Below are 16,052 nucleotides of genomic sequence, written 5' to 3'. Positions count from 1 at the left end.
GTGTATTAAAGAAAACTTGATCTGCGATATTAATTACTTTTTTAGTATTGCTAGAATTAGCTACCGCTATGAAGCTACGATAGAGTATATGTAAATGCTGAAACTCCCCATGTTATTACCTCTTAGACAAGTGATAACGACAAGTCTAGTTCCCTCATTATCACTTATTGAGAAAAATCTCCCTTTACAAGTCAAAGAGAAATTACTCAAGATGATGCCAAAGATTTTGCAGCCCAGTTTGCGTTTTGTGCCTTTTAGCGCGCAAAGGTCTCTACTAATTCCTGCGCTACATTCTATTTTTAGTGAAGCAATTACGGACGGTGATTTTGAGTTTTTACAAGGTAAGTGGCTAAAGATTTCAATTACCGACTTACAGTTAACTTGGTGCTTAAGCTTTGATCAAGACCAATTAATTATGGCATCGCCCAAAGATAATATTGCTGAAGATGTTAGTTTTAGTGCAAATGGGGATGACTTAATATTGATTGCAGGTCGTAAGCAAGATCCAGATACCTTATTTTTTCAACGTCGTTTAAAAATTGAAGGCGATACTGAACTAGGTCTAGAAGTTAAAAACTTAATTGATGCGATTGATATTGAACAACTACCGAGCTCTGTTCATGATCTAGTCGATTTTGGCGCCTGCTTTTTACAAAACACCCATGATGAACTTGCGTTAGTAAAAAGCTGAACATAGGTGGTATAGCAAAAGGTCAATCCACGTTAAATTAACCACTAACTTGAACCAACTACCATATAATTTCTTGTTATCTTCACAGAGATAGTGGCTTGGTAATTATTTCCCGCCGGATAAAATTTCCCTCCACTTCAGCTAATAAGCACCATAGTTTTCTTAGTATGATTGAAAAACATTAAGATATTTTTATTTATGTAAAGGCCAGTTAAAACCACTTTTCTTATTTTATTTCGTTTATTTAAACGGATATTTGATAGAAGAGAGACTATAGTTTACAGTGATGATTCGCAATAACTCGTTTTGCTTATCATCCACTATGCAATAAAAAAAACAGTGTTCTCATTAATTCGTAAGGGATATATCGGATTAAATAAGTCAGCTATGTAAGCGCTGTAATTAAAGGTTAGTAGTCTTAATGAATCTATCCCAATGTGAAATAAAAAACATACTCTATTCTTACCAAGATACGGTGGTGGCACGTGTTATCCCTAACAATGCTGAGTTTGACGAGCCCACCGTTATTATTAAATACCAAAACACTGATTACCCCTCCATAGAACTAGACTCTCGCTGGAAAAATGAATTTAAAATTTTACGCGCTATTAATTCAAAATGGGTAATTAAAGCCCACGCTTTGAAACGACATCAAAACAGCCATATATTGGTACTAGAGGATTTTTCGTCAACAACCTTGAGTAACCTCATAGCAACTAACGAACTAACGTTCCGCCAACGTTTACATATTGCTTGCCAGTTAACTTCAGCTTTAGCGGATGTTCATCGCTTACAATTAATCCATAGAGATATTAACCCAAGTAATATCTTAATAGATCCCGCTACCATGCAATTAAAACTGTGTGATTTTGCCTTAGCCACTCGTCTTAGTCATAAACAAATTAAAGTACTTAATCATGACCTATGGGGGAAATTTGAATACATTTCACCTGAACAAACAGGGCGTACCAACATACAAGTAGATTATCGTAGCGATTTTTATTCGCTGGGCGTCACTTTATATGAACTTTTCAGCGGACATTTACCCTTTACTTCGCAAAACGCGATGACTTTATTACACTCTCATATTGCTCGAACACCCGAGCCTTTAACGGATATAAAACATGGTGTTCCATCGGTAATTTCCTCGATAATCAGCAAACTTATGAGCAAGTCGCCTGAGAATCGTTACCAAAGTACCTATGGATTACAATATGATTTAGATAAATGTTTCGATCAATGGGACAAGAACAACGCAATTGAACACTTCATTTTGGCGGTCTCTGATGTATCTCTTCAATTTAATGTATCGAATGAACTTTACGGCCGTGAAAATGAACTTGCGATTATTTTAGAAGCCTATGATCGCGCATGCACAGGACACACCGAGTTAGCTATGGTCAGTGGCTATTCTGGTGTAGGTAAATCAGCGTTAGTGCATGAATTACAAAAGAACATTATCGCTACAGATGGTTTATTTATCATGGGTAAATGTGATCAATACAACCGTGGACAACCATTTTTGGTTTTAATTGAAGCGCTGCAACAGTTTCTACAACATTTGTTAAGTGAAAGTAGTGAAAAGCTCAATCAATGGCGTACTAAGTTAAAATTGGCGCTAGGTAATAATGCCACCATTATCACTGAGTTATTACCCGATCTCGCCCTAATTATTGGACCTACTTCCGCATTAACGGTAATACCACCGGCTGAATCTGAAATGCGATTAAATATGGTCTTTATTGATTTTGTCAGTGTGCTGTATTCTAAAGAGCAGCCCTTGGTTATATTTCTTGATGACTTGCAGTGGATTGATATGCCTACATTGAACCTATTACAACAGCAAGTGAACGATAGTAATAAAAATGGTTTATATGTTATTGGTGCATACCGCGATAATGAAGTCGATGAGGCGCATCCACTTCACATTGCTTTACAAAAAAGAGAGCAAGCCAATGCATTAACGAAAATACATCTTCTCCCGCTAAAACTAAAGCATGTTCAGCAATTGCTGTGCCGTACACTACAGTGTGATTTTGATGATGTATCGGCGTTGGCTACGTTATGTTTCAAAAAAACACGCGGTAATCCCTTTTTCCTTAAACAATTTTTATTGGCTATTTTTCAAGAAGGTACAATTAACTATAACCATAAAACCGGGGTATGGCAGTGGTGTATTGATGAAATAAATAAACACTCAATGACCGATAATGTTGTTGATTTAATGATTGAAAAATTTAGACAACTTAATAGTGAAACACAGTTACTAGCATCTATCGCAGCTCACCTAGGCCGTAGTTTTAGCCTGCACCAATTATCATCCGTGTGTAAATACGATACCCTCACAACCGCAAAAACACTGTGGCCACTACTCGAAGCGGGGTTCATATTACCGCAAGATGAGTACTATCAATTTATTGATGACGAATCTAGCTTAAGCCAATCTTACTATTGTTTTTTACACGATAAAGTTCAACAAGCCGCTTATCAATTAACGCCTGAAGAAGGTCGTGAAAAATTATTATGGCATATCGGTAAACATTGGCTAGAAAATATAACAGAAGAAGAATTAGAGGTTAACCTTTTCACATTACTCAATGTACTTAATGGCGCCATCAATATCATCGATAAACCTGATGAATTAAAACAAATCGTCACGTTAAATTTAAGAGCAGGATTAAAAAGTAAAAATGCTGCCACTTACGACGCAGCAGCCAGTTATTTTCGCATTGCAAAGCAACATTTACCGATTGATTCATGGGACAATGAGCCGCTGCAAACGTTAGCCATAGTCAAAGGATTAATAGAAACTGAGTTCTTAGCTGGTAACATCGAAACCGCACGTACCTTATTTCTTAATAGTATTAAAAGTGCTCCAACACATAAAGAAAAAATAGCCCTCATTTTAGTGCAGGCAGACCAATTTCAATCACGCGGAAGTTTTCCTGATGCCATTGAGGTATTAATGGGTGGCTTAGCACTGTTGAATGTTAACTTCCCGGCAACCGAAAATGAAGCTGAACAACAAGTAGTTACGACTTATACCGCCACACAAAATTTACGCAATCAATATACTGATAGACAATTAATAGCCGCAACGAAGATGACTGATGAGCATTGTTTGCTGCGAATGGAAATTCATAACGCTTTAGCTTCCGCTTTTTACTTATCGGGCTGCGCCCGTTCTTACGCTACTAACGCCTGTAACATGGTGTGTTTAACCCTAGAATATGGTCAATGTGAACTCAGCTCCATTGGTTATGCCGCGTATGCGACGGCAATGTCTATGATGGGTGAAAAGTATCCTGCGTGTTACCAAATGAGTAAACTAGCAAAAAGTGTTTCTGACTTATGGGAAAGTAAATATCACCGAGCAACTATTTATCAATATTTTGCTTCAAGTTATCAGCATTGGTGTGAACCCATTGAAAATGCTTATGTTTTTCAAGAACAAATAATAGCTTGGGGAGAAGAAGGAACCAACCTTGTATTCGCAGGTTATGGCGTTTTATTTAAGGCTTGTAACAAATTTATTAAAGGTGTGCAATTAGATGAATTACAAAAAGATATTGAACAAGGATTAGCTTTTTTAATTAAAAAACAACAACCTGCGACCATAAACTTTCTATTGCTAGGTGCTTATCAATCGGTATTAGCCTTGCAAGGAAAAACACTTATCTCTCCCTCGTCAGGTATTAGCTCATTAAACACTGAATCATTCAACGTAGAGCAACATTTTAATGATGATTTCCATGCTCCGTCGATGGATATGGCTTTTTATACTTTCGCAACGCTCCGTCATGCATATTTTATGAATGACAAAGTATTACAAGCGTTATGCATTAAAAATATTGATATTGTCTGCATGTTTTTACCAGACACTCCAGAAATGACAGAAAGCTTGTTTTACCTGGCATTAATTTTACTCGATAAAAAAGATGCTACAGATCACTTAGCTAAAGCACAGGAAATCTGTGAGCAGTTTCAAACATGGTCCTTTGATAGCCCCAAAAATTATTCACATAAACATTTATTACTCGCGGCAGAGATAGCCAGAGTGCAAAGGCAAGATGCCCTAGCAACTGAATTTTACGCCAAAGCACTGGATGCCGTTGAAATAGCTAATTTCATTCATTGTGAAGCACTGATTAACGAACGCTATGCCAAATATTGGGCAGATTTAGGACAAATACGAATCGCTGCAAATTGTATTAAAGACGCACATTATCTTTATGCTCGTTGGGGAGCTACCGCCAAATGTACTCAGATAGAAGATCAATGGTCGCAACAACGATTCAATTCAATCAGTGGTGTTATTCCATTGGTTGGCAGTTTACAACATTCAAGACACAATACCGTCACTGATCAAGCTCAATCCATTGATTTACATTCACTGATAAAAGCCAATCAGCTGTTATCAGAAGAAATTTATGTTAACTCATTATTAGAAAAAATGATGAGTGTACTGATGGAGAATGCAGGAGCTCAGCATGGTGCGATTATTATTAACGAAGAAGGACAATTGATAGTAGAAATAGTCGGTTCTATCAATGACTTTTCTGCCTCTATTGATAGCCAATTACATAACATTAATCTTAATGATGTTGATGCGGCAGCACAGCCTTTATTACCCGAGACCTTAATCCGTTATACCCAAAAAACGATGAAAACGTTGATCATAGATAAACCAGGCGAAGACCCTCGCTTTATTAATAATAGTTACTTACGGATGAATAACCCTAAATCGGTCTTGTGCTTACCTATTACCGCTCAAGGTAGATTAATCGCTATCGTTTATTTGGAAAACAACCTCACAGAGCACGCTTTTACAAAAAAACATAAAGATACCGTTGAGCTTATCTCAGCACAAGCGGCTATTTCTTTAATTAATGCACGGCATTATGAAACACTAGAAAAGAAAGTCGCTCAGCGTACACAAGAATTGCAATTATTAGCGATTAAAGATGGTCTAACCGGTATTTTTAATCGCCGTGAATTTGATAATACCCTAGACAAAGAATGGAGTCGTGCCTCTAGAGAATTCAGCTCGGTAACATTAATGATGATCGATATAGACCACTTTAAGGCCTATAACGATAATTACGGCCATCTTGAGGGCGATTCCTGTATAAGGTTAATCGCGCAAGCATTAAGTTCGGTAGTCGCCCGTAAAAATGATTTTGTCGCTCGTTATGGCGGTGAAGAGTTTGCTATTTTAATGTCTACATCGGATAAAAGTACGGTTGAAAGTCTTGCACAACATTGTATGAACAAAATTAGGGATTTGGCCATTCCACATCAATTTTCAGACAATGCCGAACATGTCACCATAAGTATTGGTATCGCGACAATAAAAGCATTACCTAATGGCAATCCAGCTACATTAATAAAGCATGCAGATTCGGCTTTATATCAATCAAAGGCAAAGGGTCGAGATCAATATACTTTTTCTTCGGAACTCTAAATACTCGTTAATTTTGAGCATGAATAAGAGACTAGCGATAAGCGTTTTATCGTTGATTTTTGTATAGGGTGTATAAAGTTGATAACTGTGCTTAGAGCCATTGCTCCAAGAACCAATCGACCTAGATGATTATTCGATAAAAATCATCTAGGTTAGTACGACTAAACAACCTACAAAATATTTTGATATCAAATACTTATCAATAGGCTATACAGGTTAATCCAAGCTGGCAGCGTATGCCCTTGCCTTTGCTAAATCTTCAGGTGTATCAACACCCTCAACTGGCACATGGCTATTTGCTACTGCAACGTGAATTCTCTCACCTTGATATAAAACCCTTAACTGTTCTAGTGCTTCAACTTGCTCTAACTCACTTGTTGGCCAATTGACATAGTCTTTAATAAAGCCAGCACGATAAGCATAAATGCCAACATGTCTTAAATAAAAGTCACCGATTGCGCGAATATTTTTGTCCGTATTTGCATCGGAATTTAAAAAACGCTCTCTATCATAAGGGATAGTAGCGCGTGAAAAATATAAAGCATAACCATCCTTATCAAGGATTACTTTTACCGCATTAGGATTAAAAGCTTCTTCAACAGAGTTAATATTAATAGCCAGCGTCGACATGCGCGCTACACGACTATTTTGTTGTTGATTAGCTAAATTATTGGCTACTTGGGCAATATTTTCCGGTGGAATGAAAGGTTCATCACCTTGCACATTAACAATAATTTCATCATCACTGAATTGATATTTCGCCATGACTTCCGCTAGGCGTTCAGTACCTGATTGATGATCTGCACGTGTTTTACAAACCTCGGCGCCAAAGCCACTAACAACTGCAGCGACTTCATCATTGTCTGTTGCAACAATCACTTGGCGCGCACCACTTAGCTGTGCTTTTTCAACAACCCATTGGATCATAGGCTTGCCGTTAATATCAGCTAACACCTTCCCAGGTAACCGGGATGATTGAAATCTAGCAGGAATGACAACAACAAAGCTAGTATCGCCTGTCGATTTATCGCTTACTGCTTTGTCTGTTGCTGTACTGCTACTGACAGACATAATTAGCTGCCTTGCTCAGTTGACTGGCTAACATTAAGCTCTCGTGCTTCTCCTTCGAGTAATACGGGAATATCTTTCTCTATACGGTAAGCAAGTCTATCAAAATTACAAATAAGCTCTTTCGCTTCTTTATCGTAAGCTAACTTACCTTTACATACTGGGCAGGCAAGGATTTCCATTAATTTTGTATCGAAGGCCATGATAGTTTCTCACTGGTTAGTTATATGTTAGTTATTTGTTAGATGTTTAGTTTTATATTTTATAAATGCCACATTAACTTACGGCTATTATCTTATCTCGTAATATTTGTTGCTCTGTTTGACTAAAAGTTGCATCTACAGGTAAGTACCACCAATTGGCTTTACAAAAACCACGGCATTTCACCGCGTCTTTTTCAGTCATTAATAGCGGTATATTATCATCAAAAGCGTTGAAGTCAGCAAGGGTAAAACTATGATGATCAACAAAACTTTGTTGATTTATTATATTTAGTTTATTTACGGTCAATGTATCGAAAAATCGTTGTGGTGCACCAATGCCTGCAATAGCATTGACTGAAGAATTTACCGTAATAAAATCAATTAAGTTAATGCGAGCGTTGGTATATAAGTTACAGACCTCTGTGGCCAACAATGACATGTGTAAAGACGGATATAATTTGTCTTGGATGCCGCTTGCTTCTTTACCGTTATAGCCTTTACCATTGTAAATAACCAAATCACTTTGTTTTAAACGCCACTGCCCTTCTCTCAATGGACCAGCAGGCAATAATAAGCCATTACCAAATAAACGTTTTCCATCGACAATGATAAGTTCTAAATCACGCGGTAAGCGATAATGCTGTAAACCATCATCACTGATAATGATATCGCAACCTTGAGCAATAAGTAGCTCTGCACTAGCAATACGGTCGCTTCCTACAGCAACAGCTACCTGACAACGTTGCTGAATAAGTATTGGCTCATCACCGGCTTCTACTGCCGTAGAGTGTTCATTGACTAGATAAGGATAATGCGGTGCTTGACCACCATAACCTCGAGAAATAACGCCAGGTGTTAAACCCAATGAACGAGTCAATTCAACAAGGTAAATAACAATAGGCGTTTTGCCATTACCGCCAACACCAATATTACCCACCACGATAACCGGCTTACTAACTTGGTAGGATTTTGATAAACCGAATTTAAAGCTGAGACGCCTAAGTGAGCTAAGCAGCCAAAAAAGAGCCGACACAGGAAGTAGTAATGGTACCAATAGCCACTTAGCGGGGTGGTTGTTAAACCAAACCTTTTCAATTAAGCGCATACTAGACTTCCTTATTCAAATTGGAAGCTATGTAACTGAGCGTAGGCGCCTTCTTTGGCAAGTAAACTTTGATGATTGCCTTGCTCAACAATTTTACCTTGGTCCATAACAATGATTTTATCTGCATTTTCGATAGTTGATAATCGATGCGCAATAACAATTGAGGTACGATTTTGTTGTAATGTTTGTAAAGCGTCTTGAATATGACGTTCAGATTCAGTATCTAACGCGCTAGTCGCTTCATCTAAAATCAAGAAAGGTGTATCACATAACAAAGCGCGAGCAATGGCAACCCGTTGACGTTGACCGCCTGACAGTAAGGCGCCATTTTCGCCTATATTGGTTTCAAGCCCTTGAGGCATATTTTCAGCAAATTCCATCACATGAGCACTTTTCGCCGCAGCGATAATTTCAGCTTCAGTTGCGTCAGGTTTACCGTAGGCAATATTGTTGGCTAAAGTATCATTAAATAAGACAACTTGTTGAGAAACATAAGAGAACTGCTTACGTAAATCTTTTAATAGGAATTGCTCAATATTAGTTTCATCAATTAATATCTCACCAGCAGTAGCATCATAAAAACGTAATAATAATGAGCTTGCCGTTGATTTACCGCTGCCTGAACGGCCAACTAACGCTAAGGTTTCCCCTGGCGCTAAGTCAAAAGTAAGATCACTTAACGCGAGTTTACTTTCTTGCTCGTTATCGCTTGAAGTCATTGTGTCAGCCTTTGCATAAGCAAAATCAACATGCTTGAAAGATAAAGTCCCAGAGGCTCTATCAAGTTTTTTGTCACCATTGTCTTTTTCTTTTTCATGATCGAGTATCGAAAATATACTAACGCATGCAGCCATACCCTGTTGAAATTCAGCATTAACATTAGTCAGCATTTTTAAGGGTCTTAGCAACATAGTCATGTAGGTAATAATACCGACAAAGGTACCTGGCGAAATATCATCTCGTAGTGTATCTGAAGTAATGGCATAAAAAACAAAGGCTAAAGCGAACGAGGCTATCACTTGAATAATGGGGACACTAGCAGATCTTGTTGCCTGCATTTTCATACGCTGTTGACGATTATGCTTATTAATTTGAGCAAAACGCGCGAACTCTCGTTGTTGGCCACCAAACGTTAATACCACTTTATGACCATTAAAGGTTTGCTCTGCTGCGGTAGTAACATCTCCCATCGCGCCTTGAATATTTTTACTTACTTTTCTAAAGCGTTTTGATACCACACTAACAATCACGGCGATAACCGGCGTTATTAACAAAAAGATTACGGATAATTGCCAGCTCATATAAAACATCAAACCGAGTAAACCGATAACAAAGGCGCTTTGTTGGACCATGGTTAAAATAGACTTACTGACCGAGTTTAATACTTGCTCCGTATCAAAGGTTATTTTTGAAATGAGTGAGCCGGTAGACTTTTGATCATGAAAAGCCACTGGCATTGACATAATATGCTCAAAAAGCTGCTGTCTTAAATCGGCAACAACATTATTGCCCACCCAAGCGAGGCAATAGTTAGCGACAAAGTGTGCTACCCCTCGAACCATGAAAGCCGCAATAATAAAATATGGCGCCCATTTCATAAAATCAGTATTAGCCCCCGCAAGACCTTCATCAACGAGTGGTTTTAATTTGGAGAGGAAATATACGTCGATGGCGGCATAACCAAGCATGCCTATAATTGCAGCGACAAAACCCAGTTTATAAGGTTTTGCGTAACTTACTAACCGTTTAAAATTTTGCCATGCCGTGGCATTGTTTGAATCTTGTGAAGAGGTTGAGGCGTTATTTTGTGAAGGAGATGCCATTAGTTATGATTACTCGGGTATTTAAATTACCTAGAAGGAAAATTGATAAAACATTAACTTTTATCATGCATACATTATCAAAAAAGTATTTTACCGTGAATTGATGAGACAACCAACAAAAACTATAACCAAAACAAGATCAATCGCAAGATAAACCGCTACGCTGAATATATAGAGGGCTAAATTTTGCTTTTAAAAGTATTCACCAAAAGAACTAATGACTAAACCAAAAGGGGCGTAAATCTTCAACATAACTTTTCGTTTTTATTCCATTTTCATCAAGTGTTATTATTATTTGCCCCAGCTCAGCACTATTTAATAATGTTATATTAGCATCATGGTAGCGCTGTTTAACTTCAGCTACCGGCATATACCAACGATTAATATAACCGGCACTGACTAACGCGACTTTAGGTGACAACTGACTAAGAAAGGCCTGACTTGATGATGTTTTTGAGCCATGGTGAGGTACTTGCAATATATCAGCACTAAGCAAAGGATACAGTTCTAACAAAACATGCTCGACTTTAGCGGAGATATCACCAGTTAACAGCAGTTTATGTCCTTGATGATCACTTATTAAAATGACACATGAATCATCATTTTTTTGCTTTGTATTAATAGTCATTATCTCAGATGCCTTTAAAGCTAAAGGCCATAAGATATCAAACCTTAGGTCTTGCCAAGAGAAACTCTGGCTTGAGTTACAATCATTAATAGGTACCTGAATCAAGCTTGAAACAGTTGTAGGTGAAATAGCCTTACCTGAGTTAACGATATTTTTATCATTACTGATAATTTCATCAATCATAATATTGTCTATCAAGATTTTAATACCTCCAGCATGGTCATTATCACTGTGACTAAGGATCACTTTATCAAGCCGATTAATCGCTGAGTATTGCAAGTATGGCAGTATCACCGCATCACTAAGCGTAAAACCGCTGGGATATGCTGCACCAGTATCATATAAAATAGCATGTCCATTACGCCTTATTAACACCGACAAGCCCTGTCCAACATCAAAAAAAACAACTTGCCATGGCGAAACGTCATACTCTTTTGAGTCAGTGTTTTCATCTGTATTATCCTTTTTATCTACTGAGCTAAAGAAGGTGTTTACCGTAGAAAAACTAGGGAACGGAATACTTATTAAGCTCAAACTTAAGGCTAAACTCATTAACAATATGGCGCTTTTTGTTAATCGCCTATGCCAAATAAATGGCGAAAGATAAAGCATCAAAAAAGCAGCAATACCTAGAATTAACACGATCAGTTGTTGCGCTAAGGATAGTGAAATAATTGCATTGGGTATATTGCTAATGAAATCAAGATAATGCCAAAGCCAAGTCAATGATTCCAATGAAACCATCATAAACCATTGGGCTAATGACTCATTCAACGGCACCAACAACACTGAGACAAGAGCAGTAGGTATACTAAAAAAGCTCATCCAAGGCACTGCAATGATATTCGCAAGTAAACTAACCAGCGACATCTGTTGGAAAAATAATGCGGTAATAGGTATTAACATGACAGTAAGAGCTACTTGAATAACAAACAGCCCTTTCACAAAACGCCAAAGTGTAGAGCCTTTATATAACCATGACTTAAATCGCCATAATGTTACAAAAATAATTGCCACGGCATAAAAAGATAGCCAAAAACTAGCCGTTAATAAACTGAAGGGGCTGATAATTAGCAAAATGAATAACGTCAATAATATTAATCGTTTAGGTGAAAGTTTTATGCCAACTAATCGACTAAGCCAGTACAGATTTAACATCACTAAAGCGCGCTGTGTTGGTAAGGAAAAACCCGCTAAATAAGCATATATAGTTGCGAGTAATACACTCACGGCAATAGCAATATAACGAATATTACCCCGTTGCCAGTGAGGGTTTTTTAACGGTAGATATTGAAAAAATAACATCACGATAAAAAATGAACTACCAGCAAGTAATCCTACATGTAAACCAGAAATAGCAATAAGGTGACTAGTGCCAGTCGCTTGTAATATTTGCCAGTGTTCAGGAGAGAGTAAGCTACGTTCGCCAAAAGTTAATGCTAATAAAATAGGAGTAAGTTGATGGTTTGGCGTTAAACCTTGATAGTGCTCAAGCAGGACTTGCCTAAAGGAAACATTGTCAATTAACACTTTGTTATCTGCTAATATTTTTGAGTTTTTTGAATAGTTAAAGTCAGTATTCGCATGAGACTTTTGCTCAAGGCTATTTTTCGGGGTTGGGGTTGGGGTTTTAGATTTTCTCGGGTTAACCACATAACCGGTAGCAACAATGTGATGTGATTTTAGCCAACTTAAGTAATTGAAAGTACCTATATTGGCTAAACCATGGGCAGGCTTTAGCTTAACGTTCAGCAGAAGATTTCCCCCTTGAGATACATCAACACTTGATTTATTCCAACTTAATCTAATAACAAATGGAATTTTAAGGTGTTGTTGATTAACCTTACTAACCCGAAAATTAAATCGCTTCGTGACGTCATACTGCTGCCTAGTAGAGCTTCCTGCGTTGGTATCATCCAAGATACTTAATGGTTTAACTTGTATACTAAGTACCTCTCCTTCAACAACAAAGGGCTGTTTATTTTGCATTTGATCAATGAAGTTGTTTGGTAACTGGCCCTGATAGAGGTAAGCTTGGGATAATATCCATAAAGCGCCAAAACATAATCCGGAGCTACGCCGTAATTTTTTATGTGAAAAAAAGCCAACAGCAAAACAAAGAAGTAAAAATAGCTGAAAAAGCGCTGGCACTTCCGGCAAAAATAGGGACAATACAGCACCAAGAAAAAATGTCAGTAACCACCAATCCATAGTGATATAAATCCTTTTATGTTTTACGGTTTATTTAGCACGATAATATCTACGGACATTACTGATTACTTTACTAAGCAATCTATGTAAATTATTTAGCACACTAACTTTTAGTCAAAGGACCTGTAGAAGTATATGCCGAAAAAAATCATCAAACGTATGATGCCAGATCATCAAACGATAAAAGATAACAAATATCTCAAAATCTTTGGCAATTTACTCCACAATGCCAACCTTTGGCATTTAAACCGTCACTCTGTCGCTAAAGCCTTTGCCGTTGGTTTATTTTTTGCTTTCATTCCAGTGCCATTTCAAATGGTTTTAGCTGCCGGTACTGCCATTATAGTACATGCAAATCTCCCCCTTTCCATTGCATTGGTTTGGATAACAAATCCACTGACCATGCCTTTTATATTTTACGCCTGCTATTTGGTAGGTACGTGGATATTAGCTGTGCCTGAGCAAGACTTTGCCTTTCACGCAAGTTGGCAATGGGTTTTAGATAGCCTATCAACCATAGGACCTGCGTTTTTAGTCGGCTGTGGTGTACTTGCCTTGATATTTTCAATATTAGGCTATTTAGTTATACAAGCAATGTGGCGTTACCAAACAATTAAAGCATGGAAAAGTCGTCCACACCGATAATCGAGCTGAAATAACCACTTAATTTATAAGTCTCAGAGTTGTTATACCAATTACATTAATTAAGTGACCTATTTTATACGTAGGAAAAAGTGATAAGTTCAAGGCATTTATTTAACTAACTAGTTGTTCTAATTATTAAATAAATAACGCAGTAATTATTACTTTTAACAAGTAGAAATGATCACTTAGTTTGTGTGATTGGTATTATTATTAAAAGTGCTCTTCGAGCAAAAAAAAATGCCAGCAATTTGCTGGCATTTTTGTATCTGATAATCTTTTGATTAATCAACTTGGTATTAGTTACTGATTAAGTTGCTGACGGCTCTTTAATAAGGCCAAAGTGCTTGTACGCCCTATCGGTAACAATACGTCCGCGTGGCGTTCGCTGTAAAAAGCCTTGTTGAATTAAAAAAGGCTCTAATACGTCTTCAATGGTTTCTCGCTCTTCGCCAATGGCTGCTGCAACATTATCTAAGCCAACAGGTCCACCCATAAATTTATCAATAATGGCATGCAATAGCTTTCTATCCATAATATCAAAGCCTTCACTATCAACTTCTAGCATGTCTAATGCAGCTGAGGCGGTTTGTTGATTAACTACGCCATGTGACTTTATATCGGCATAGTCACGTACTCGCCGTAATAACCGGTTAGCAATACGTGGTGTACCACGTGAGCGCCGAGCTACTTCAAAAGCCCCCTGCTCATCTATAGTTAAATTCAAAAAATGGGCAGAACGGCTAACAATAGATGAGAGTTCTGCAACATTATAAAATTCTAGCCGCTGCACAATACCAAAACGATCACGCAGTGGTGATGTTAGTGCACCTGCCCGAGTGGTAGCGCCAATAAGAGTAAATGCCGGTAAATCTAATTTTATAGAACGGGCAGCAGGTCCTTCACCAATCATAATATCTAACTGATAATCTTCCATCGCGGGATAGAGTATTTCTTCAACGACAGGACTTAGACGGTGAATCTCATCAATAAAAAGAATATCATTTTCTTCTAAATTCGTCAGCAATGCCGCTAAATCACCTGCTTTTTCTAAAACAGGTCCTGAAGTAGTACGAATATTAACGCCCATTTCATTAGCAACAATATTAGCTAAAGTAGTTTTTCCTAGCCCTGGTGGGCCAAAGATAAGTAGGTGATCTAAAGGTTCGCCACGATTTTTTGCCGCTGGAATGAATATTTCCATTTGCGCTTTAACATGCTCTTGACCGGTATAATCTTGTAGCATTTTAGGGCGAATGGCACGATCTACCCTTTCATCTTCTACCGAGGCAATTGGTTCAATTAAACGATCTGCTTCTATCATAGGTTACCTAAGTTCTAAAATATGATTGATTTTTCAATCTGTCATCCTCGAAATGTTTCCTGAGGATCTAACTTTGTAATCAGGAATAAGAGCATTATTCCTTTTGAATTCCCTATTAAAACATGCAGGGAATGTTGCTATAACATTGACTTTAACGCATCTCGAATAATATTCTCGCTAGACATGCCACGATTGTATACTGATTTAACCGCTTTATCTGCTTGTACTTGCTTATAGCCAAGTGATAATAAGGCATTAATAGCATCACCTTTGTTATCACTAATAAAGGTACTATCTAGACTCAGATCAGCAGAAAATTGCTCAGGCATTACGCCATCATCACTAACTAAGTGTATTTGTTGTGCCTGCCAGTCCTTTAATCGATCACGCATTTCAATCAGTAAGCGTTCTGCTGTTTTTTTACCCACACCGGGAATTTTTACAATCGCGGTAATATCATCATGACGAACACAACTAACAAATTGATCAGCAGACATGTTTGATAAAATGGCTAACGCTAATTTTGGACCAACACCATTCACTTTTATCAATAGGCGGAATAACTTACGCTCTACTTTATTGGCAAAACCGTAAAGCAATTGTGCATCTTCACGCACGACAAAATGAGTATAGATAATCGCCTGCTGGTCGAGCTCAGGTAATGCATAAATGCTGGTCATTGGCATAGTGACTTCATAGCCAACACCCGCACATTCAATTAATATTTCAGGAGAATTTTTTTCGACAAGCGTGCCACGTAAACGACCAATCACAACAAGTACCAAGGGCTATTATTAATGTTTAAGATAATACCACTATATATTTATACAGTAAAGTATTCACCTAATTAACATCCGCGGTAGTATATTGGGAATTGCTTAATTGGGGTAAGT

General features: G+C 37.7%; 10 protein-coding genes. 3 read left to right on the top strand and 7 right to left on the bottom strand.

Translation table 11 applies throughout. The features are described 5' to 3' along the window. Positions 1–94: 94 nt before the first annotated feature. Positions 95–691 (top strand): ubiquinone anaerobic biosynthesis accessory factor UbiT, encoded by a 597-nt coding sequence (gene ubiT, locus CXF71_RS03525; protein ID WP_232771368.1) that lies wholly within the window; start codon positions 95–97, stop codon positions 689–691. Between the two features lie 421 nt (positions 692–1,112). Further along, complete coding sequence (locus CXF71_RS03520) at positions 1,113–6,155, top strand: diguanylate cyclase (protein WP_101231606.1); 5,043 nt, start codon at positions 1,113–1,115, stop codon at positions 6,153–6,155. Positions 6,156–6,371: 216 nt separating this feature from the next. Here the strand turns inward: CXF71_RS03520 and kdsB are convergent, their stop codons facing one another. The 5 genes from kdsB to CXF71_RS03495 form a co-directional block, all read right to left on the bottom strand. After that, positions 6,372–7,226 (bottom strand): 3-deoxy-manno-octulosonate cytidylyltransferase, encoded by an 855-nt coding sequence (gene kdsB, locus CXF71_RS03515; protein ID WP_101231605.1) that lies wholly within the window; start codon positions 7,224–7,226, stop codon positions 6,372–6,374. A gap of 2 nt (positions 7,227–7,228) precedes the next feature. Next, positions 7,229–7,426, bottom strand: coding sequence for a Trm112 family protein (locus CXF71_RS03510; protein ID WP_101231604.1), 198 nt, complete (start codon positions 7,424–7,426; stop codon positions 7,229–7,231). A gap of 73 nt (positions 7,427–7,499) precedes the next feature. Next, positions 7,500–8,531 carry a tetraacyldisaccharide 4'-kinase gene (gene lpxK, locus CXF71_RS03505; protein ID WP_101231603.1) on the bottom strand — a complete coding sequence of 344 codons (1,032 nt, stop codon included), beginning with the start codon at positions 8,529–8,531 and terminating at the stop codon, positions 7,500–7,502. Between the two features lie 11 nt (positions 8,532–8,542). Beyond that, a complete protein-coding gene (gene msbA / locus CXF71_RS03500) occupies positions 8,543–10,354 on the bottom strand; it encodes a lipid A export permease/ATP-binding protein MsbA (RefSeq protein WP_101231602.1) in 1,812 nt (603 codons plus the stop codon). Between the two features lie 214 nt (positions 10,355–10,568). Then, positions 10,569–13,193: a DNA internalization-related competence protein ComEC/Rec2 gene (locus CXF71_RS03495; RefSeq protein WP_101231601.1), complete on the bottom strand. Its 2,625-nt coding sequence runs from the start codon at positions 13,191–13,193 to the stop codon at positions 10,569–10,571. A gap of 135 nt (positions 13,194–13,328) precedes the next feature. On the opposite strand from CXF71_RS03495, the gene CXF71_RS03490 reads away from it, so the two are divergent. After that, positions 13,329–13,838, top strand: a complete 510-nt coding sequence (locus CXF71_RS03490; RefSeq protein ID WP_101231600.1) for a DUF2062 domain-containing protein — start codon at positions 13,329–13,331, stop codon at positions 13,836–13,838. A 307-nt stretch (positions 13,839–14,145) separates the two neighbouring features. Here CXF71_RS03490 and ruvB read toward each other — a convergent pair whose 3' ends face one another. After that, on the bottom strand, positions 14,146–15,159 hold the full coding sequence (gene ruvB / locus CXF71_RS03485; protein WP_101231599.1) for a Holliday junction branch migration DNA helicase RuvB: 1,014 nt from the start codon (positions 15,157–15,159) through the stop codon (positions 14,146–14,148). Positions 15,160–15,296: 137 nt separating this feature from the next. Further along, the gene (gene ruvA / locus CXF71_RS03480) at positions 15,297–15,932 is read right to left on the bottom strand and encodes a Holliday junction branch migration protein RuvA (RefSeq protein WP_101231598.1); all 636 of its coding nucleotides are present in this window, start codon (positions 15,930–15,932) and stop codon (positions 15,297–15,299) included. Positions 15,933–16,052 lie beyond the last annotated feature (120 nt).

Source organism: Colwellia sp. 12G3 (assembly GCF_002836775.1).
Lineage (GTDB): Bacteria > Pseudomonadota > Gammaproteobacteria > Enterobacterales > Alteromonadaceae > Colwellia.
Note: the sequence above shows the minus strand (reverse complement) of the source record. Positions and strands in the feature narration are given on the sequence as shown.